Origin of the sequence: Collinsella aerofaciens, from assembly GCF_001405375.1 — a bacterium.
GTDB lineage: Bacteria > Actinomycetota > Coriobacteriia > Coriobacteriales > Coriobacteriaceae > Collinsella > Collinsella aerofaciens_F.
Window position 1 is genome coordinate 62,802 of the sequence record NZ_CYYP01000013.1, and the last position, 21,593, is coordinate 84,394.

Sequence of the window (21,593 nt, forward strand, 5' to 3'; positions counted from 1 at the left end):
AAGAGACCCGCAAACAGTTCGCGTCAACCGATAGCCGCGCCGCTGCGTTCGGCCAAAGCAAGAATCGGCATCATTTGGCGCGGGGTCTTTGCTGCAAGATCGGCATGTTCGAGCAGCTTGCGATCGTTGGTCACCAAGTAATCGACCTGCGCGCGCTTGCAAGCGGCGAGCACCAAGTTGTCCTCGTAATCGCGATGGAGCGCTAAGTATTTGTCGGCCAGCCAAAGGTCCGACGCATCTGCACCCACGGCCGTGGCGTTTTCGGTCATATTCCGAACAAACGCCAGCGCCGCATCGCCAATCGCGCGGGCAGAAGCCTCGTCGAGCGCTCCCCCGCTGGCAAGAACGCTACGCTTCAGCTCGTGTTGGACAACGTACAGCACGTCCTTGGCGATATGCACCGGGAAGAACAGCAACGCCCCCGTCTCCGTCGCCTGCCCAATAAACGCACGCGCGGCAAGCGACTCGGCATGGTCGACGCAAAACGAATCAACCCATACGTTGGCGTCCACCATGATCTTGAGAGGCGCCCCACTCACTGGATCATCCCCTTTTGGCGATAATGCTCATCCATGGCTTCGGAATAGATTGCGTCCCAACCGCGATCGTCGGATACGGGCGACGCAGCGATGCCCAAATCTGCATAAAGCCGGTCTGCCGCTGCCCACGACGCGGCAAACGGAGTATCGGGCGCGACGGCCTGGTGCCGGTCGTCGACAGCCGCAAGCACCTCCTCGCACTGCCCGCCACCCTGCGCGACCTTGGCCACCACCTTTTTGATGAGCTCGGGCAGTGACCCGCCCGAAAGCCGCAGCGCTTCCTCGGCACGGTTCTTGACCTGGCGATCCACGCGAACGTTCACCTGCGCCATGCCACTAACAGCACCCACGTTGATCCCGCTCCCTTCAATTGCTAGCACCGCTAGCAACACTATATAGAGATGCTAGCAAATGGTCAAATGCAAAAGGCCTGCGCCCAAACGACACCGATGCCGTCTGGGCACAGGCCGGATAACGTGGGCGAACACGTCTGCTAACGCAGGTAAGCTTTCGCGTTGCTCAGGCTGTAGGCGATCGTTGAACCGTTGTGCAGCAGCGACGACGCCTGCGGGGTAATCGTGCCGGTAATGCCCAGTGCCAAGAGTGCTGAGTTGGTGAGCATCACCTTAGAGTAGGAACTCGTCAGACGGTCGATAAGCCCCTGGCTCATACGGCGCAGGCGCACGATTGCGGCCAGATCCGTATCGGTCAGGATGATATCGGCAACCTCCTTGGCGATGTCGCTTCCACCACCCATCGCCAGGCCCACGTCGGCCAAACCGAGCGCCGGCGAATCGTTGACGCCGTCGCCCACCATGGCAACGTGGCGCCCCTCGCTCTTAATGCGCTCTACATAAGCGTACTTGTCCTCGGGCAGCAGTTCGGCCTTAAACTCGTCGACACCCGCCTCGCGCGCAATGCGCTCGGCCGTGCGCTCCGAATCGCCAGTGAGCATAACGACATGCTTAACGCCCAGCGCATGCAGATCGGCGATGGCTTCACGGACCCCGGCCTTGAGCGGGTCCTCGATACCAAGCACGCCCACGACCGTGCCGTCGACCGCCAGGTACAGCGGCGACAAGCCCTGCATCTGGGACTCGATGCGCTCCTTAATGTCGGACTCGAGCTGCGCGCCCTCGTCCTCGAATACAAAGTGCGCCGAGCCGATAATCGCGCGACGCCCCTCAATGGACGAGGCAATGCCGTGCGCCACGATGTACTCGACCGCGGCATGGCGTTCGCGGTGCTCGAGCCCGCGCTCGCGGGCGGCGTTGACCACGGCACGCGCCACCGGATGCGGGAAATGCTCCTCCAGGCATGCGGAAAGGCGCAGAACCTCGTCCTCGCTCCAGCCATCGGTCGTGAGCACGCAAGCCAGGCGCGGCTGCGCCTCGGTGAGCGTGCCGGTCTTATCAAACACAATAGTGTCGGCCTTGGCAAACGACTCAAAGTACTTGGCGCCCTTGACCATGACGCCCATCTTGGCAGCATCGCTCATGGCAGTCATGACGGCGACGGAGCCCGTGAGTTTGAGTGCGCACGAGTAGTCGACCATCAGCGCCGCTGAGGTCTTGATGAGGCTGCGCGTGGTGAGCGCAACCAGGCCCGCGAGCAGGAAGTTCCATGGGACGATCTTGTTGGCGAGGTCCTCCATGTGCGACTGACCCTCGGACTTGAGCGAGTCGGCCGTCTGCACGAGCGAGACGATCGAGCGGAGCTTGGTCTGAGCCGTGTTGGCGCGCACACGCACCAAGATGCTGCCATCTTCCACAACGGTGCCGGCGAATACGTCGTCGCCCACGCTGCGCTCGACGGCCAGCGGTTCGCCGGTCAGGGTCGCCTGGTTGACCATAGCGCTCCCCTGCTCGACCACGCCGTCGATACAGATAGACATGCCGGTGCGCACGGCGACCAAATCGCCGGGTTCAAGCTCGGTGGCGGCAACGCTTACCTCGGTGTCGCCGACGACCTTTTGCGCCTTGTCGGGCACATCGAGCAGCGAGTTGATGAGCTCGTTTTCGCTCATGGCGCGGGTGTAGTCCTCGAGCAGCTCGCCCACGTTGAGCAGGAACATCGTCTGGCCCGCGGTGTCGACGTCACGTTTGACAAACGAGATGCCGATGGCCGAAGCGTCGAGCACGGGGACGGTCAGGCGCGGCTGCGCGAGCTCACGGAGAGCGGCGCGCAAAAAGGTCATGTAACCGGCCACGACAAACACCGCACGCAGGGGCGTGGGCAAAAACCAGCGGCGCGCGTAGTGGGCGCCGATAAGTGTGGCAAGATCCATGACGAGCTTGTGTTTGCGTGGCTCAAGCTGCATCACGTAACCCGTCTTTGCGTCGGCAATGGCCTGGGCATCGAGTGCACCGACGGCGGCCAGCACGGCATCGCGGCGTGGCTCGTCATATTCGAGCGCCATTTGGCCAATGCGGCCATACACGCGCACCTTGTGCACGCCGTCGATATCGCCGCTGAGCTTAAGAAGTGCATCGAGATCGCTCTCTGGCACAGGACCCGCCAATTGAAGACGGGTCCTGCCGGGGATCTCGCTAATAATCGAGAATCTCATAGTTTGTGCCTGGGAGCGTTACTCTGCTGCCTCGTCAGCAGCGGCCTCGCTCTGGGTGATGTAGGCCGCCTCGGCAACCATGTCGTCGACATTAGCCTTGGCCTGCTCGACCATGTCCTGGTAGCAGTTCTTGACGCGCATACCGCACGCGATGCCCTGCACGCAGGCATTCTTTACCGGAGCGCTGGTGAGCAGCTTGATGCCGGCCGTACCAAGCAGAAAACCGCCACCGACAAGCAGGGTGTTAAACGTCGACTTCTTCATGTTGCTTCTCCCTTTTGCCGCACAAGCGCGGCATGGTGCCTTAGCACCCGAGTTCATTAGTTTGCTCGAGCACGCTTTGAGACTAGTTTAGTCGAACTATTATGGTCAACCAAAGTTAACTTTTTGGAAACTTTGGGGGTGAACTCAATATGACAAAGGGACTGTCCCTTTGTCACAGTCCTACAGCTGCCAGGCAGCCGCTTCCTTTTGCAGCGCAACCATGCGGGCGAATTCTCCACCTGCCGCCTTGAGCTGCGCCGGAGTGCCCTGCTCGGCAACCACGCCATCCTTGAGCACAACGATTTTGTCGGCATTTTCCACCGTACGCATACGGTGGGCAATAACGATAACCGTCTTACCTGTAAGCAGACGGGAGAGTGCCTGTTGCACCACGGTCTCGTTCTCCACATCCAAGCTCGCCGTCGCCTCGTCCAACAGCACGATAGGCGCGTCTTTGAGCAGCGCACGGGCGATAGAGATGCGCTGGCGCTCGCCGCCGGAGAGTTTGGAGCCGTTCTCACCGATCATGGTGTCGTAGCCCTGCGGCATGCGGCTCACAAACTCGTCGCAGTTGGCGGCACGCGCGGCCGCAAGCACTTCCTCATCGGTGGCATCACGACGCCCGAGGCGGATGTTTCCCATCACCGTGTCGTCAAAGAGCAACACGTCTTGGAACACAATGGCGTAGTCGCGCAGGAGCACCTCGGGGTCGACGCCCGCAACATCCACACCGCCCACGGTAACCTTGCCCGCAGTGGCATCCCAAAAGCGCGCGGCCAGGCGGCTCACCGTAGACTTACCGGAACCCGAAGGACCGACCAGCGCCGTAACTTCGCCTTCCTTGGCGGTAAAGCTCACATCGGTAAGAACTTTCTCGCCGGCGCGGCCGTCCTCGCCCGCACCATAGCCAAATGCCACGTGATCGAACACCACATCGTGGCCCGCAGGCTCAAAGTTCTCGCTGCCCCGCGCCACAGGCTCTTCCATGATGGAACGCATGCGCTTGGCAGACGACTCGGCGGCAAACAGCTCGGACATTAACATTAATGCCTGGTCAAAGGGCGCATAGATACGGCTCACCATAAGCAGGAAGGCAAACAACACCAAAAAGTCGACCTGCCCGGAGGCGACCATCGCGGCGCCCGTGACCAGCGTGGTGGCAATGCCCAGACGCAGGATGGCAAAGGCGGAGTTGACCAAAAGCCCGTTAACGAGCTCGCCCTTGGTGGTCTCGCGCTCCTCGGCATCGATCACGGCGTTGAGTCCCTCAAGATAATGGGCCTCCTGGTTGGTGGCGCGAATCTCGCGAACGCAGTCGAGCGTCTCTTGAATAGCCTCGGTAACCTTGACCTTCTCGGCGCGCACGCGATCAAACACCGGAGTCATGGGGCCGCGTGTTAGATACAACACGGCAAAGGCCACGGGAACGCTCCAAAACGCCGCAATCGCCAGCTGCCAGCAAAAGAACAGCGATGCCACGAAGACAATGGCGCTTGCGATGATGGCACCCCAAAGCTCTCCCAGCACGTGGCTGTAGGCGTGCTCCATGGCCTGGACGTCGCCCATGATGGTCTCGGTTAAATCGGCCAGATCACGACGACCAAAAAACGACAGCGGCAGTTTGCGCAAGCGCTCGGCAATCTCCATACGCTGCTTGCCGCACTCCTCGTAAAAGATGCAGTAGGTGTAGTAATACTGCTGCCAGTTAGAGGCAAAGAGCAACACGAAAAAGACCAGGAGGCCGCCCACGATCGGCAGGGCATCCGGCAGGTCGGCGCCGGTGGCGAGATGCTCGACAAAGCCGGCCATAACCAGGAATAAAAAGCCCATGCCGGCCATGGTAATGAGATTGGTGAGCGTGGTCCAGAAAATGCCGCGCTTTACGCCGGCGACGCCTTTATCGGATAGGAAATACTTTTTTTGGAATGAGGCGAACATTTAGGCCTCGCCTCCCTTCGTGACGGCGGCATCCGCGGTCGCTGCAGTGATTTTCCAGCTCGCAGCCTGCTCGTACTCGGCCCACATCTTGGCATACAGGCCATTTTGGGACAGCAACTCGGCATGGGTACCCGACTCCTGCACGCTGCCCTGGTTGAGCACCACGATTTGGTCTGCGCCCACTACAGTCGAGAGTCGGTGCGCAATCATAATGACCGTGCGACCCGCCGCCAGCTTGCTAAAGGCGCGCTGGATGAGCGCCTCGTTCTCGGGATCGGCAAACGCCGTGGCCTCATCGAGCACCACGATAGGCGCGTCTTTAAGGATTGCGCGGGCGAGTGCCACGCGCTGGACCTCGCCACCCGAAAGATATGCTCCGCCGGCACCGAGCATGGTATTGATGCCCTGTGGGAGCTTGGCCACAATGTCGTCGCACTGAGCTGCGGAGAGGGCCGCACGCACTTCGTCGTCAGTGGCCGTAGGCTTGGAGGCGCGCACGTTATCGGCAAGTGTTTGCCGGAACAGCTGGTTGGTCTGGAACACGAAGGCGACCTGGTCCATAAGCTCGTGCGGATCCATATCGCGAACGTCCACACCGCCTACGAGCACTCGACCCGAGGAAACATCCCAAAAACGCGGGATCAGGCTTGCGCAGGTTGACTTACCGCCACCCGAGGGACCCACCAGGGCGAGAGTGCTACCAGCGGGAACGCTGAAACTTACATGGCTAACGGCAGGTGCCTCGGCGCCCTCGTACGTAAAGCTCACGTCCTCAAATCGCACGTCGCTGCCGGCAGGGTGCTTGGGTTGGGCGGGCACGGAGAGCTGCTTGGAATCCATGACGCTTCGAATACGAGCCAACGAATCGGCACTCATCTGAGAGGCCTCGCCCACAAACATGAGCTTGGTCATGGCCGTCGGTACCACGGCCGAAAATATCGCGTAAAACGTGAAGTTGGTCATAAAATGCGCGAAGTCCGTCTCGCCTGGCGCCAACAGCAACGCCACGGGCAACAGGAATGCCACAAGGCCATTGAGCGCGGTAAGGTTGAGCACCTGCGGACCTCGGCAGAACGTGCCCGCATAGTTTTGCGCCATGTCGGCGTATTCGGCGATCGCATCGTGGAAGGCCTTAAAGGAGTAGACCGTCTGCTGAAACACCTTGACCACGGGGATGCCTCGTACGTATTCGGTGCCGGTCTTGTTCATCTTGACCAGCGCTCCCATGTAGGCCTTCATGAACTCGGCGCCTTTGCCGCTCATCATGGTAGCCATGGCGCCAAACGAAATGGCCACCGAGATGAGGCATGCCGCGCCCAAGCGCCAATCGAGGGCGAAAAGCAGCACGAGCAAGCCCACGACCATGGCGACGGCGCCTGCGATATCGGGCAGCATGTGTGCGAGCAAAGTCTCGGTGGAGGCGGCACACCCGTCTACAATGCGGCGCAGCTCGCCGGTGGCATGCGTGTCGAAGTAGCCGAGCGGCAACTTAAGCAGGTGCTCGCTCGTAGCCTTACGGATATTGGACGCGCAGCGAAACGCGGACAGATGCGTGCACATGAGCCCCACGAAATAAGTTACGATGCTTGCCAGCGCAAACCCCACGGCCCACCAGCCATACATCGCGATGTCGCAGGCTTCGCTCCAGTTAGGTGCCACGGCGATCAGGTCGCGAGCGACAAGCCAAATGCACACGTACGGGCCAAAGCTCAGCAGCTGCGAGAGCGCCGAGAGCGCCATGCCCAAATACGTTAGGAATTTACGGTCACCGGCATACGCGAGCAACTCGCCGATGCCTCCACCTTCCCTTTTTGATCCCTTTGCCATGAGATTCCTTTCTAACGGCTTGAGAGTTAACCGTAATGAACTTATCATTGATGTGTTAGCCATGGCTCACAATCAAGCCAGGCGTGGACGTTTCTGCAAAGGAAAGGGACGCTTTTGCAAATACGGCGGGCAGCGACCGACATAACCGAGCTCTACGCACCACAGTTTGAGCAGTTTGGCCTGGAGCTTTCCGGCAAGGGCGCTGTCTTTACCGGCGAGGTGGCAAACGATCGGGCGCACGGACGCGCATGGATCATGCCCCTCTCCCCTGCCTGCATCGTCATGGAGCATTTCATCACCCCGACGCACGATATGTACCTGACCGAATACACACCCGAGCCATATGCCTGCGTGAGCGAGGTCAGCGCGCCCACACTTACATGCATGCCCGAGGCTGGCATAACGCCCGCGAACCTCAAACCATTGCATGGACCGTGGCCAAACAATGCCGTTTGCAGCTTTATCCAAGATAACTGTGGCGAGGAATTAAGCCCGCTGTTTGCGGGGGAGCTCTATCACTCGCGCTCGGTGCTCTTTTTGCCTGAATATTTTGACGAACTGGAGCACCGCTATCCCACCGAGTTCGCGGGAATCTTTGAGGCGTTTGCCGAGCCATGGCACGAGGAAGCGACGTCTGCCATCTGCCACACGCTGCGCCGGATTAACGAGGACCGCGCTCGCACCGTAGGCGGACACGTCTATATGCAGGGCATCGTGGAGACCATGGTCGCGGAGCTCGCCTGTTCGCGCGCGGCCCACAAGCAGGCGCGGCAGGCGGCAGACACACGCGTCAGCATAACCATTGCCGAAGAAGCAACGGCAATGATTGAGCGCGCGCTCGACAAAGGCAGACGTGTGGGTATCAACGAGGTGGCCGAGAGGCTCTACACAAGCCGCTCCAAGCTATGCGCCACCTTTAAGGCCCAAACTGGCGAGTCCCTGGGCGCCTACATTCGCAGACGCCGTATGGGGCGAGCACAGGACCTTTTGGCCGATAGCGCGCTCACGATAGCGCAGGTAGCAGAGCGCCTAGGCTACCCTCAGCAGGCCGCCTTCACCCAAGCCTTCAAACAATACACCGGCACCACCCCCACCACCTGGCGCTCCCAACATATATAAAGAATGAGGGCGCCAACGGCGACCTCATTCACCAAATTCCATTCAGCCTACCTGACCCGAGGGGCCGAGTCGTCGGAACCGAGGGGCCGGGCGCAGGGCCTTGCCTCTCAATGAGTTCCTCTAAAAAATGGGCGCGCCCACAGCGCGCCTATTCACTCTATTTCATCAGCCCACCTGACCCGAACGGCCGAGTCGTTGCAGAACCCGGGAGCCCCGGCAGGGCGGGTGCTTGCTCAAAATGAGTTCCGCACGCAAAGAAGGCCACTTAATGTGGCCTTCGTCTTGCGCAGGACTGTTCGAAATTTTGAGGAAGCACCCGCCCTGCCGGGGCTCCCGGGTTCCCGTTTACGAGAGCGACGTTCTCAGCAACTCGTTGAAGAGCTTCGGGTTGCCCTTGCCGCGGCTTGCCTTCATGCACTGGCCCACCAAAAAGCCAATGACCTTCTGGTTGCCGTCGCGATACTGCTGTGCCTGATCGGCGCAGTTTGCCAGCACCTCGTCCACGATCGGCTGCAGCGCGCCGGCATCGCTCACCTGACGCATACCGCGCTCGTCGACGATCTTGTTGGGGTCGTCACCGGTCTGGGCCATGGCCTCAAAGACCTCGTGCGCCTGGTTGGAGCTGATGGCATCGGTCGCGAGCAGCTTGGCAAGCGCCGCAACCTGAGCCGGCGCGATGCCAGACTCGGCCAGCGAGACGCCGGCGCCCTTAAGGTAGGCGATCATCTCGTTCACCAGCAGGTTTGCGACCGTCTGGGCCTCCTTGCCGGCCATACCGGCAGCAGCGGCCTCAAAGAAGTCAGCAAACTCGGGGTCGCCGGCGATCTGCTCGGCATCGGCCGCCTTAATACCAAAATCGGCCTCAAAACGGGCACGCTTGGCATCGGGCAGCTCGGGAATCTCGCCACGGCAGCGGTCGATGAACTCGTCGTCCAGGTCGAACGGCGCCAGATCGGGATCGGGGAACAGGCGATAGTCGTCGGCCGTCTCCTTCACACGCATGACCACGGTGCGCTTGCGGCTGGGCTCCCAGTGGCGGGTCTCCTGGTAGATAATGCCGCCCTCCTCGAGCACCTCGGCCTGGCGGCAGATCTCGTAGGCAAGGCCGTCATGCAGACTCTTAAACGAGTTGAGGTTCTTAAGCTCGGTCTTGGTACCCAGCTTGGTCTCGCCGCGGCGGCGCAGCGACACGTTACCGTCGCAGCGCATGGAACCCTTCTCCATGGAGCAATCCGAAATGCCCAGCGTCACAAAGATGCGACGGAGCTTTTCCATAAACAGACGCGCTTCCTCGGGCGTGCGCAGGTCGGGCTCGGTCACGAGCTCAATCAAAGGCGTGCCGCAGCGGTTGTAGTCGACGAGCGACTCGGCCGCGGCGGTAATGCGGCCCTCGGCACCGCCCACGTGGACCATCTTGGCGGCGTCCTCCTCCATGTGGATGCGCAAAATGCGGATGGGCACCGTGTAGGAACCGTCCTCGCGACGCTCGGGCATCTGCAGGTTGGACGCGTCGTAGCTGGCCAGATGGCCGGCGCGCTGATTGCCCTCGCGCATGGTCGACGTCATGGACGTGGACAGGCCCTCGGCGTTGGCCGAGGCGCTCGCCAGGCTCTGGGCCTCGGCCTCGCCAAACGCGCAGTCGGGGCGCTCGGCGGCACCGCGACCGGTCACGTCCAGGTCCAGGTGGCCGTACATGGCAAAGGCGACCGGACCCTGCGTGGTCTGGAAGTTCTTGGCCATATCGGGATAAAAGTAGTGCTTGCGGTAGAACATCGAATGGCGCTGGATCTCGCAGTTGGTGGCAAGACCGGCCTTGACGATGCTCTCGATGGCGCGCTTGTTGGGCACCGGCAGGGCGCCGGGCAGGCCCAGGCACACCGGGCACACGTTGGCGTTGGGCTCGTCATCGTGGCTGAGCTTGCAGTTGCAGAACATCTTGGTATCGAGCGCGGTGAGCTCGGTATGGATCTCCAGGCCGATCACGGCCTCCCAATCCTGCAGGACCTCAGAAAGCTCCTTCATTACAGCTCGCCCCCCTTCCCGGCAAAATCGGGCGCGACGGAAAGCGCGGGCGCACCCGTGGCGGCATCGGCAAAGCCGCGCTCCAGGGCGCGGGCAAACATGAGCAGCTGACGGTCCTTAAAGGCCGGACCAACCAGCTGGGCAGAAACGGGCAGCTGAGTATCCTCGCCCAGGCCCAGCGGCACCGAGATACCACCGTTGCCGCAAATGTTGAGCGAAATGGTGTACAGGTCGGAGAGATACATCTGCGTGGGGTCGCTGATCTCGCCAAACTTAAAGGCCGTGCGCGGCGAGGCGGGCATGAGGATGGTGTCCACCTTGGCATACGCGGCGTCGTAGTCCTGCGTGATGAGCGTGCGGGCCTTTTGCGCAGCGTAGTAGTACTTGTCGTACACGCCCGAGCTCAGCAGGTAGGCGCCGAGCATCTGACGGCGCTTGGCCTCGGCGCCAAAGCCGTGGGCGCGCGAAAGCGAGCTCTGGTCGGACAGGTTGGCGCAGCCCTCCTCCTGGTAGCCGTAGCGAATGCCGTCGAAGCGGGCCAGGTTGGAGAACGCCTCGGCCGGGCCGATGACGTAGTAGGCGGCGATAGCGGCGTCCAGGTGCGGCAGGTCGACCTCGACCAGCTCGGCGCCCTGATTCTGCAGCTCCTGGGCGGCGCGCTGAACAGCGGCCTTGACCTCGGGCGTCAGGCCCTCGGCCTCCATAAACGCGGGGATGATGCCCACGCGCTTACCCTCGATGCTGTCGTTGAGCTGCTCGGTGAAGTCGACGGCGCAATCCTGGCTGGTGCAGTCGTACGGATCGTGGCCCGCGCCGGTAAGCGCGTTCATGGCCAGCGCGACATCCTCGACCGTGCGGCCGAAGGGCCCCACCTGGTCGAGCGACGAGCCAAAGGCAACCACGCCGTAACGGCTCACGGCGCCGTACGTGGGCTTAAAGCCCACCACGCCGCACAGCGACGCCGGCTGGCGAATGGAGCCGCCGGTGTCCGAGCCCAGCGAGAGCGCGACCTCGCCCGCGGCGACGGCGGCAGCGGAGCCGCCCGAGGAGCCGCCGGGCACGCGCTCGGTATCCCAGGGGTTGTTGGTGCGGTGGAACGCCGAGCTCTCGGTAGAGCTACCAAAGGCAAACTCGTCCATGTTGGCCTTGCCCATGGGCAGGCAGCCGGCATCGAGCATGCGCTGGACGCAGGTGGCGGTGTAGACGCTCTGGTAGTCCTCGAGCATGCGGGAAGCGCAGGTGGTGCGCGTGCCCACGAGGTTCATGTTGTCCTTGATGGCCAGCGGTACGCCCGCAAGCGGGGGCAGCGGCTTGCCTGCGGCACGGTCGGCATCCACGCGCGCAGCGGCCCCGAGCGCAAGCTCGGGCGACACCTGCAGGAATGCCTGGACCCCGCCCTCGCGCGCCTCGATGGCGGCAAGGGAGGCCTGGGCCACCTCGGTAGCGGTAAAGTCGCCAGCGGCAACGCCCGCGGCGATCTGGGCGGCGGTAAGGGAATCGAAGCTCTGCGCCATTACTCGCTCTCCCCCTCTCCCAAAATGGACGGCACGCGGAAGTAGCGGTCGCGCGCGCTGCCGGCGTTTTCGAGCGCGACGTCGAGCGGCAGGTCGCGCTCGGGCTCGCGCAGGTCATCGCCCATCACGTTGGACAGGCTTCCGATAGGATGGAACGTGGGCTCCACGTCGGGCAAGTCATATTGCAGGACGGGCTCGAGCATCTGGACGGCGTCGTTCAGGTAGGACGTCATCTGGGTGAGCTCGTCATCGGTCAGTGCGATCTTTGCGTACTCGGCGATGCCGCGCACGTCTTTCTCGCTGAGTGCCATAGGCGCTCCCTTCCGCATAACAGATAAACCGCTCTAGTATACAAGGCAACGCCGCTTGGAGCAGGTGCTTTACCCAAATGCAGCGAAAACGTAACGAGAGCGGCGGGCTGGCAGGCAGCGGGCTGGCGGTTCTGCAGCGAAACCGCACCGTCCGTAGCGAAAACCGTCTCGCCCGCAACGAAAACCGCGCCGCCCACAGCGAAAGCCGTCTCGCCCGCAACGAAAACCATCACAACATTCGATGTTTTTCGTCGAAATCGCGATTTTCATCGAATGTTGTGATGGTTTGGAAGCCCCCGACCACCACAAAGATGCCTATCCCCATTGTGGTGGTTCTGGACGATGTCTTATGCCGAGGCCTTGGCCTTGCGGCGCTTACGGACCGCGTGGATCACGATGTCCAGCATCAACAGCACAATGGCCACGACCACGATAAGCACGGCAAACTCGCGCTTGCCCCAGTGGCGGCCGGCCAGCGACTTTTGCTTGTCGACGTCCTTCTTGCTGTACTTGGTGCGTACGCAATGCACCAGCAGGCGATGGTCGTTCACGCCGTAGGGCGTGCAGGTGACAAGCGTCACCTTGTCGGCGCCCGCCTCGATGGTCAGCGACTCCATCTCCTCGGGCAGCACCACCTCGGAGTCCACCATCTTGTAGGCGAGCGTCTTGTTCATGGTGTGCAGCAGCACCAGGTCGCCGGGCTCCAGCGAGTGGATGTCGTCGAACATGCTCAGGTTGCGCATGCCCGAGTGCGCGGTGAGCACGCAGTGCGTCGAGGTGCCGCCCACCGGCAGGCTCGTGCCCTCCAGGTGGCCGACGCCCGCCATAAGGACTTCTTCGCTCGTGCCGTGGTAGATGGGCATGCTCACGTCAATGGAGGGGACCTCGACCCAGCTCATCATGGGGTCGCGGTCAAAGATGAGCTGCTGGGCGTAGGGTTCGATCTGGTCGGCGGGAAGTTCGGTGGCCTCGCCCGCCAGCTGCTCGTTAAAGGAGCGCGCCTGGAGCAGGATGCGCTCACGCTCCTCGGCAGACAGCGCGTCCACGGTGCTGGACACCGTGCTGATCTGGTTGAACACGCCCGAGGCCTCGAGCCGGTCCAAGATCCACGGCCAGGTCATAAGGCCCACGCCAATAAGGATGATGACGATGGTGATGAGCCGATCAGCCCAGCGCGGCAGCCGCTTGCGACGGCGCTTGGGCTTTGGTTGAGGTTTGGGCTGAGGGCTTGAGCCGCCGTTGGCCGCGGCGTTATTGCTCTTCATATGTTTGGCGCCCTGCACCATCACCGGTCACTCCCTTACAACTCAAGTTGTCTAAACAAATAATAGCCGATTAGCAAGCTTCCGCGCCGGACAACGCCGCTAGACTGCACCGTCCAGTCGAGGATAAGCCCGCATTTGCGTTTTCAAAATGTCCCGAATCGGTTGGGCGATTCGGGATACAATGTCAATAGGAAACGACGCATCCCGCGTAAGTGTTCGAAAGCGCGGGCGACCAGTTTCCGACGTTGTTAAATGCCCGGGCCTCTAACCCCGGGCATTCTTATTTGCGCTTGTTGCGGCGCAAATGCCTTCTACCGTCCGCACCGCGCGTGCGCCTACGGACCTTAAACCGAACCTCATACGAGTCAAGAAACGCGATGACGAACGTGCCCACCGCCGCGAGGGCGGCGAGCGCGTTAAGGAATTTCAGCATTTGGGGACCTCCGATCGAGTCGTCGGCCGCCCGCGCACGGGATGCGTCGCAAGGGTATTTTACTGCGAGTGTATGCACCCACAGCTGGTAAACGCAATAATTGCAAACATCTGTTCGATATTCATACGCTTGATCCATCGGGCAATGGAGCCTGGCTGCGTTATCCGGGTTTGTCCGACGTGTCTGCGTTTTCAAAATGTCCCGAATCGACGGGGCGATTCGGGATACAATGTTAATAGGAAACGACGCACCCCGCGTAAGTACTTAGGAGCGCGGGCGACCAGTTTCCGACGTTGTTAAATGCCCGGGCCTCTAACCCCGGGCATTCTTATTTGCGCTTGTTGCGGCGCAAATGCCTTCTACCGTCCGCACCGCGCGTGCGCCTACGGACCTTAAACCGAACTTCATACGAGTCAAGAAACGCGATGACGAACGAGTCCGCATCGGACGATGGAGGCTGGCTGCGTTATCCAAAAAAAACGGGGAAGACTCCAGTACGGAGTCTGCCCCGAAAAGAGAATGGCAAAGCAAGAACGTGGATGGACGAGAAAAGTGTCCGCAAGTCTCATGGCCATCACATCCCACCTGCCAAAGGGATGGGTGAGTGGGCGCTACTCCTGCTCGGACTCCTCAGCCTGCTTACGGCTGCGGATGAGGTGCGCCACGCCGATGCACAGCACCGCGCCACCAGCGATCCAAGTGAAGGTCACGCCGTTAAGACCGGTCAGCGGGAGGCCAACCTGCTTGGTATCGCCAACGGTGATGTTGAAGTAGCCATCGGTGACCTTGTCCGAGCCGTCCTGCGCCGTTAGCCTGTTATCACCGGCTTTCTTATCGGTAAGGCCAGCGATGACCTTGTCACTCTGGTTCTTGACATCAAGCTTGCCAGAGAGCGCAGTAAGACCAGCGTTCGGATCAATGGCGTTCATGGTCGGCTTGATCTCGAAGGTGAAGGGTTCGACCTTGGTGTAACCACCGGGAGCAGAAGTTTCCGTGACCGTATAGACGCCAGCATCGAGACCGGTAAGCGTAAGGACACCATTGGGGTCCATCGAAAGCTCAACCTTGCTGTCGCTCAAAGTGCCGTCACTCTTGACATATTTAACGTTTGCGCTGTTCTCGCCACCGTTAGTTGTGTCACCAGCGGCGATGGTGAACTTAGCACCTTGCAGCGCCTTCTCAGTGCCAAGGTCAACCTTGTTGATCTTGAGGCCGTAGGTATAGTCCACGACGGTGTCGGGCGCCGAGGTGCCAGTGCCTGCGACCATGGGGTTGTTAGAATACTCGAGCGTAACAGTATTGGGGTTGCCCTCCAGCTTGTTGTTGGCCCCTGCAATAACCGCCTTTGCGTTGAGCTTTGCCTTGTAGAAGACAACAATAATGGTGTTGGCATTGATCGTAAGCGTTCCGCCATTTTTCGCGGTGGCCGACTTCAGCCCATTGGTTCCAATAAAGTTAACTGTCAAAACACGCTGATTTGACTCAGAAGGGGCATCCACATCGTAGCTAGTCGGATTAATCTCGGTGTATTCACCATTATTCAGCGCATAAACGCTGATCGAGCCTTTGATGTAGTCGAGACCGTCCGTCAGCTGATCCTTGAACTTGTAGGAATAGGTGTCGTAGCTATCGTAGTTGTCCGCAATCGTACCGGTGAGCCGGTAGTTGACCTCCTGGCCGACCTGGGAGTCCGCAGCGTCCACCCAGTCAGTCTCGCCGGTAATGTCACCGCCCGCCACCTTAGAAGCATCGAGGATCTTTTTCTCGACCGTGGGGATGCTGGTCTTCTCAGTTACAGTCACGGCTCCGCCGCCCACGAGGGCGAAAATCGGAGACGTGCCGGTGTTCTTCTTGGCAGCGTTCAGACTATTTTCGTCGGTCACAAACAAATAATAACCAGAACCGGCGGTGGCACTCCAAGGCTGTCCGGCAGGGATACCAGAAGCGGTCGGAGTTTCATTCTTTACGACATTCGCAACTGCATAGAGAACATTGCCCGTGGCGACTCGCGTCCCCTTAATAGCTCCGTTAGCTGGACCTGCAATCGGACCACCCGCGTTCGCCATAAGGAATTCGGCGACATCCTGAGCCGTGGGGTTCTTAGGAAGATTAGTCACCACACTGGATGCATTGTGGCGACTCCAGTCCTCGATGGCATTAATCACTTTGTTGCCAAGCTCGGTGTTAGTCCACTCAATGTTCTGAGCAATCTTGCCCTCCGTCTTGTCGGTCACCGTTGCCTTGAAGATCTGGTACGCCTTGAAGCTGGCGTCCTGGTTGTCGCCAATATTGTTGATGGTGATGATATTGGTCGTAGCAGGCGCATCCTCAGCAAACGCCATCGTAACCGGGGCCATCACGCCGCCGAAGCTCAGCGCTGCTGTGAGACCGGCGGTTACTGCCAGGCGTGCGATGTTCTTGTTCATGCTCATCTTCTTTTCCCCCGTTTTCCGGTTGGTTCTCATTCGATCGGTCATCATCTGTCTGTATCTTAGCATCTACTTCGCTACGTCTCGCCCCGCTCTCTGTGGGGCTGCCAGCTACTCTTTATGGCTGCCACCTCCCCGCTTGACCAGGAGCGCGACCACGATGAGCGCGGCTCCGGCGACCGCTGCGGCGGCCGCGGCGTACATTGCCATATCGCCAGTCGAGGGCATAAAGCCTCCGGTGGTAATGCTAGGGGGTGTGCCGGTGGGCGTGTTGATGAGCGACGCCTCCAGACTGCCCGTCGACCCGTCCGCGCCGTCGGCGCGCAGGGGCGACTCGGCCGTGATGGTGAGCTTGGGCTTGGCGGCGGCCACCTGATCGACGTCCAGGCCCTCGGCCTTAACTGTCACGGAGCGCGTGCCCTCAAAGGCGGTGTAGCCCTTGGGCGCCTTGAGCTCGCGGACCTCCAGCTTGCCCGAGTCCACGCCCGAGACGGTCACGCGGCCGTCCTCGCCCGTGGTGACGGTGGCCTTGCCCTCAGCATCCCACGTGCCGTCGGCCGCCAGCGTGCGGCCGCGGTCGTCGGCGATGCTCAGAACCGCCCCGGCAAGCGGCTTGTCGCCGTCGCTGCCGCGCTTGGTGAGCGCGAGATCCCAGGTGTAGGCGCACGCATCGTCGCTCGGCGTGCGGGTGAAGCCGGCGTCGCCGGACTGGTCGGCAAAGGGAGAGCGCGGGTAGCGCAGGTAGACCTCGTTGGGGTTGCCCTTCGCGATGCCGTGGTTGCACGCGCTGTTGAGCGGCGCATTGTACACGGCGACCACGCGGGCGCCCGCGGTGAAGGCGTCGGCCCCGCCGAGCGCGGCGACCAGGTCGCCGGTGCGCACGGTGAAGGTCTTGCCGTCGGCCGCTACCTTGGTGGCGCACTGGGCCGTGATGTCGGTCCAGCCCTTCGCGGGCTCGGTGCCGGCGCGCCCGTCCTTGCCGGCCGAGACGGCGTCGAAGCCGCCGTCCGCGCCCGCCGCCACGTACACGCGCATGCTCGCGGCCACCTTGGAGGGGTCGAGCCCCGCGCTCATGGTGTCGACGAACCGCACCGCATAGGTGTCGTAGGCCGTGAGGCCCGCCGGGACCGTGGCAGAGAGGCGCCAGTACAGGTCGTCGGCGACCGTGGCGTCGGCGGCCTTCTGCCATGCGGCGGTGCTGTCTTCCAGCACGTGCTTAGCGACCTTGGGCGTCGCGGCCTTGGGCTTGACGGTGACGGCGCTGCCGCCGACCAGGGCCATGATCGGCGCGGTGCCGGCCTCGTTCTGGGAAATGGCGTCGTCGTCGGCGACGATGAGCCAGTAGCCACAGGGCAGCTCGGCCGTCGTGCCCGCGTTAAGGGCCACGGACACGGCGCCAGAGCTCTGGAGGGAACGAGCGAGCTGTGCGCTCAGCGCGCTCGTAAGGTGGGAATCGGTGTTGAGCCACTCGGCAGCTTCCTGCGCGGTGGTCTGGGAATTGGGCATGCCGGCGCTGTGCAGCACAGGCAGCGCGGCGTCGCGCACGGCGTCGCTTGCCCAGGCGAGGTCGGTGGCGATCTTGGCGTCGCTGTCGCCATCGACGACGTTGGCGCTAAAGATTTGGTAGGCATCGTAGCTGCTCGCCACGGTGCCGCTCACCGTGATGGAACCAGTCGAGGTCGGCGCGGCCTGCGCGGAAGCGGGGAACACAACCGCGCAGGTGCCGATCAAGAGGGCAAGCAGCGCAAACAAGATCGGGAAGGAGCAAACTTTCTTATTCACGACGCTTACCTCCCTTCGCATTCGCCTTGCGACGAATGTGCATCCAGGCCGCAGCAGCGCAAAGCACCGCCGCGCCGGCAAGGTACGTCAGAGTGACGCCCGACATACCAGAAAGGGGCAAAGAGGTGGAGTAGGTGTTGGTGAAGGTGGGGTTGTCAGTCGGTTTCTCGTTCTCATGACCGTTGGCGTCGACCTCGTAGTAGGCCGGCGTGCAGGTCAGCGTGCCGTCACCGTTGTCCGTTGCCGTCACCACGACCTTGAACCTCTTGGTGTCGTTGGTGTAGCCCTCGTGTTTGGTGCCTTCGTTCTTGTCGGCGGGGCATTCACGGATGTAGTAGGTGAACTTCGCCTGCCGATTGCCATCGAGCTCATCAGCGCCTAGTGGGCCGATTTGTACCGAATCGAACTTTACTATCTGAGGGTTTTTCGGCCCAGAAGTATATGTATATATGGGCTTAAAAGTTTTCTCCGTGTTGCCGGTATTCTCAGCATACAACTTGAACTTGAACTTCTTCATCTCACCGCCGTCGACCTTCTTGGTCACCTGAGGTGTCCAAGAGCCCTTGGGTTTGTATACATTAGTAAAGGTCTTGTCGGTGTTGCCATCGGTGATCTTAATGGAGACATCGCTACCGTTCTTCGGAGTAAACGTTTTCACCTCATTATTTTTGAGATTAGTAACCCTTACATTCGTAACTAAATAGTAGATGTATTCAATATTCAGCACCGGCCGCTTATCGGTCGTAGTTGTAAGCTCAATCTTGTAGATGGTCTGGTCGTAGTCCACGCCAGGGACGCGATCCGCAACGTTGCCGGGGTCCTCAACGAGGTAGTAGACGCTCGTTCCATCGGAGTTGACCCTGCCCAAATCAAAGACAAAGTTACCTTCAGCGTCGTTCGTGACCCCATCGTCATCGCCAACTTTTAAACAGCCATTGAGCTGCAATTTGCCATCATTATTATTAAAGCTAGGAACATCATCACTCTCGCCCGGCTCCAAGAGTTGGAACCTGAATTTTCCCGTATCATCCGCAGTAAGCGCGCGGCCTTCCAGTGCCTTAGTGCCGTTGAGCTTCATCTTGGGATACACGCTCACCTGCGTGGTGGAGCCAGCGATTACGTCGCCGTTGGTCATGATGCCGCCACCGTGAATGTTGGATCTGTTGCCCGTGATGAAGAGGGACGCAGCCGCGGTAGCAGCATCCTTATCATACTGAATCGGCTCAGATTTAAGGCCAATCATGTACTTAGCTTGGGCGCCCTCGTACTTGCCGATAGACGTTGGTGTTTTGTCGATCGTGCCCGACCAGTTAGCAGCTCCGCCACCAAGCATTTGTCCAGTTACGGCAGCGATATACGGATTGTTTTCCGAATTGAAAGAATCGTGAATTAAGAAAAGGTCCTCATGGCCGGCTTCTATAAAATCTTTGGTTATTTCGCCGCCCTTATCCTCCTCCTTATTGAAATCCCAGTCCTCGCTCTTCCCATTACTGCCGCCCGATCGTTTCTCACCTTTATCGTCAGAATTACCGAAAATCGCGATGCCATCGGTATCGGTAATGGCAGTCTTACCAGTCGGGCAAGCGGCAAACCCGCCGCCAAAGCCTCTGGCATGATTGTTGGTAATCAGAGCGTTAGAAATCCTGAGTCTTGCCGGCTGAACGCTGTTGTCGCCGCTTCCCTGGACGAACACGCCGCCGCCACCCCAGTCGTTGGATGTATTAGTCGTATTGTTCGTGATATAAGCGGGTAAATCAGTGTGCGAATCAATCGGCACTTCAAACACGCTCTCGGTAGGCGCAGAGATACGGATACCGCCACCCTCTGAGTTTTGCGCCACATTGCTGGCGATGATTCCACCAGAAAACTTAAACCCGGAAAGAGCTTGTTTCCAAGCGCCAGCATAAACGCCGCCGCCAGCCTCGGCAGAGTAGTTGCCCGTGATGTAACCGCCTGCAATTGTGAGACTGCCGCCATTGAAAGCAGCAATGCCGCCACCACCGTGGCAACCGTTACCCTTGTGACTTTCATCGTAGTGCTGATAGTTGTTGTTAGTAATGTGACCATCCGTAATGGTCACATTAGAGTTCTCAGCACAAATTCCCGCGCCAAAACCGTTTTGATCATTATTTGTACCGTTACCGGAGATAATACCGCCAACCATGTTTACCGTAGAATTCCGGGCATAAACGCCGCCGCCACTGGGGGCATAGTTACCAGCGATTACGCCGTCAGAGATCACCAGGGTTGAGCCCTCATCCAGGGTTGAGCCCTCAACATGTATTCCAGCACCAGCACCATCGCGGCCCATAGAAGCACCACAAACGTATCCGCCACTCATGTTGACGGTAGAGCCGTTATCGGCATAAATCAGGTGGCGAACATTTGCGTCCTGATTCGTGGTCAGCACGCCGCTTTGAAGGTTAAACGTACCGCCACAGACGTTGATGAGCTTCATCGTAGAGTGAGCAGCGGTGCCCACGATGGCGCCGCTGATGCTGACCTCGTGCTTGTAGAGCGTCTCAGTGGTAGCAGTGCCATTCGGAGTTGACTTGGTCACGTAGTACGTGAGCTTGTTGGGCGTACCGTTGCCGTCGTAATCGAGCGTAGCAAGGTTCCCGAATTTGTCGAAGTCCTGCTTGCACTCACTGTCGACTCCTGGATTCAAATCCTCAATCGTGAGCGTCGCGCCCGCAGGCACATTGAACATGGGCATGTTGTTGCGACCTGATTCGGTGCCATTATGCTTAATCTTGTGACCATTTAAATCTAAGGTCACCTCACCTGCGCCCAACGTAATGTCACTTGCACACTCGACATCGGCATTCAGGCGAAACTTGCCGGTTTTTTTATCATTTTGAAGGTAATCGTAGAGGTCCTGTGCTGTATTAATCTGCGTATATCCGTCCGCGTCTTCCACAGCTAGAGCAATATCGCCCTCATCATTAGCACTGTCATCCGCAGGCTGTACAGCATCCTCAACCCCTGCGTCATCGGACAACAGGCTCGCCGCACCAGCGTCGCCAGAGGCTTCGTCATTCTTGACGTCGTTGTTATCCTGCCTTTCGGCATCCCCGTTAGTAGTGTTGTCTACGTCAGCAGACTCACTTGAGGAACCCCCCCCCATCACAGTTTCCTCGGCTGCACCCGCCTGATCATCGTTTGCAATTGCCTGCGAGATCGGAGGCATGACGAGCGACAGTACCAGGCTCAACACGGAGGCTCCGCACAAAACGCCTGCCAGTACACGGCGCGTCGCTTTATTACTCTGCTTAGATTTGTCTGAATTTGCTTTCATCGATGTCTCCTCCCCAAGAGACCGCGATCTTGCTCTTTCACTATCAAACGTATCTGCGCAACCTGTAATTGCGCACACTTAGTAGTGAATATTATAACGATTGTTTGAACATCGGGGCAAAAAAACCGATAGTTTTGTAGTGAATTGTCAATTCTCTTGATATATGCCCGGATTTACGATCGCGTCGAAAATGTTGGTGTAAGGGTGACACCCTAGCGCCCGTTTAACGAAGAACGGCCTTCGTCCTAGAATCTGAAATCACCACAACAACAGGTTCTAGGAA

The 21,593-nt window shown here is 59.9% G+C and carries 14 protein-coding genes; 1 reads left to right on the forward strand and 13 read right to left on the reverse strand.

The features are described from left to right. Nucleotides 1-23 precede the first annotated feature (23 nt). The 6 genes from ARB25_RS07520 to ARB25_RS07545 form a co-directional block, all read right to left on the reverse strand. Nucleotides 24-539 (reverse strand): type II toxin-antitoxin system VapC family toxin, encoded by a 516-nt coding sequence (locus ARB25_RS07520; RefSeq protein WP_156327709.1) that lies wholly within the window; start codon nucleotides 537-539, stop codon nucleotides 24-26. Further along, entirely contained in the window at nucleotides 536-889 is a 354-nt protein-coding gene (locus ARB25_RS07525) for a hypothetical protein (protein WP_156327710.1), read from the reverse strand. Before ARB25_RS07525 ends, ARB25_RS07520 begins: the two co-directional genes overlap by 4 nt. 143 nt (nucleotides 890-1,032) lie before the next feature. Further along, nucleotides 1,033-3,048 carry a heavy metal translocating P-type ATPase gene (locus tag ARB25_RS07530; RefSeq protein WP_253276072.1) on the reverse strand — a complete coding sequence of 672 codons (2,016 nt, stop codon included), beginning with the start codon at nucleotides 3,046-3,048 and terminating at the stop codon, nucleotides 1,033-1,035. A gap of 78 nt (nucleotides 3,049-3,126) precedes the next feature. After that, the gene (locus ARB25_RS07535) at nucleotides 3,127-3,372 is read right to left on the reverse strand and encodes a DUF6110 family protein (RefSeq protein WP_022094642.1); all 246 of its coding nucleotides are present in this window, start codon (nucleotides 3,370-3,372) and stop codon (nucleotides 3,127-3,129) included. Between the two features lie 180 nt (nucleotides 3,373-3,552). Then, the gene (locus ARB25_RS07540) at nucleotides 3,553-5,310 is read right to left on the reverse strand and encodes an ABC transporter ATP-binding protein (protein WP_055287073.1); all 1,758 of its coding nucleotides are present in this window, start codon (nucleotides 5,308-5,310) and stop codon (nucleotides 3,553-3,555) included. Then, entirely contained in the window at nucleotides 5,311-7,137 is a 1,827-nt protein-coding gene (locus ARB25_RS07545) for an ABC transporter ATP-binding protein (RefSeq protein WP_055287075.1), read from the reverse strand. It abuts the gene before it with no gap. A gap of 114 nt (nucleotides 7,138-7,251) precedes the next feature. On the opposite strand from ARB25_RS07545, the gene ARB25_RS07550 reads away from it, so the two are divergent. Continuing rightward, nucleotides 7,252-8,256, forward strand: coding sequence for a helix-turn-helix domain-containing protein (locus ARB25_RS07550; RefSeq protein WP_055287077.1), 1,005 nt, complete (start codon nucleotides 7,252-7,254; stop codon nucleotides 8,254-8,256). Between the two features lie 345 nt (nucleotides 8,257-8,601). Here ARB25_RS07550 and gatB read toward each other — a convergent pair whose 3' ends face one another. From gatB to ARB25_RS07585, 7 genes are all read right to left on the reverse strand, one after another. Then, a complete protein-coding gene (gene gatB / locus ARB25_RS07555) occupies nucleotides 8,602-10,278 on the reverse strand; it encodes an Asp-tRNA(Asn)/Glu-tRNA(Gln) amidotransferase subunit GatB (protein ID WP_055287078.1) in 1,677 nt (558 codons plus the stop codon). Then, nucleotides 10,278-11,792: an Asp-tRNA(Asn)/Glu-tRNA(Gln) amidotransferase subunit GatA gene (gene gatA, locus ARB25_RS07560; RefSeq protein ID WP_055287080.1), complete on the reverse strand. Its 1,515-nt coding sequence runs from the start codon at nucleotides 11,790-11,792 to the stop codon at nucleotides 10,278-10,280. Before gatA ends, gatB begins: the two co-directional genes overlap by 1 nt. Then, the gene (gene gatC / locus ARB25_RS07565; protein WP_055287082.1) at nucleotides 11,792-12,103 is read right to left on the reverse strand and encodes an Asp-tRNA(Asn)/Glu-tRNA(Gln) amidotransferase subunit GatC; all 312 of its coding nucleotides are present in this window, start codon (nucleotides 12,101-12,103) and stop codon (nucleotides 11,792-11,794) included. Before gatC ends, gatA begins: the two co-directional genes overlap by 1 nt. Nucleotides 12,104-12,450: 347 nt before the next feature. Next, nucleotides 12,451-13,368, reverse strand: a complete 918-nt coding sequence (locus ARB25_RS07570) for a class C sortase (RefSeq protein WP_172676345.1) — start codon at nucleotides 13,366-13,368, stop codon at nucleotides 12,451-12,453. Nucleotides 13,369-14,412: 1,044 nt separating this feature from the next. Next, the gene (locus ARB25_RS07575) at nucleotides 14,413-16,227 is read right to left on the reverse strand and encodes an isopeptide-forming domain-containing fimbrial protein (RefSeq protein WP_055287085.1); all 1,815 of its coding nucleotides are present in this window, start codon (nucleotides 16,225-16,227) and stop codon (nucleotides 14,413-14,415) included. Nucleotides 16,228-16,341: 114 nt separating this feature from the next. Beyond that, entirely contained in the window at nucleotides 16,342-18,012 is a 1,671-nt protein-coding gene (locus ARB25_RS07580; protein WP_055287087.1) for a SpaA isopeptide-forming pilin-related protein, read from the reverse strand. Continuing rightward, entirely contained in the window at nucleotides 18,005-21,310 is a 3,306-nt protein-coding gene (locus ARB25_RS07585) for a Spy0128 family protein (RefSeq protein WP_055287089.1), read from the reverse strand. The genes ARB25_RS07580 and ARB25_RS07585 overlap by 8 nt, the downstream gene beginning before the upstream one ends. Between the last annotated feature and the right edge of the window lie 283 nt (nucleotides 21,311-21,593).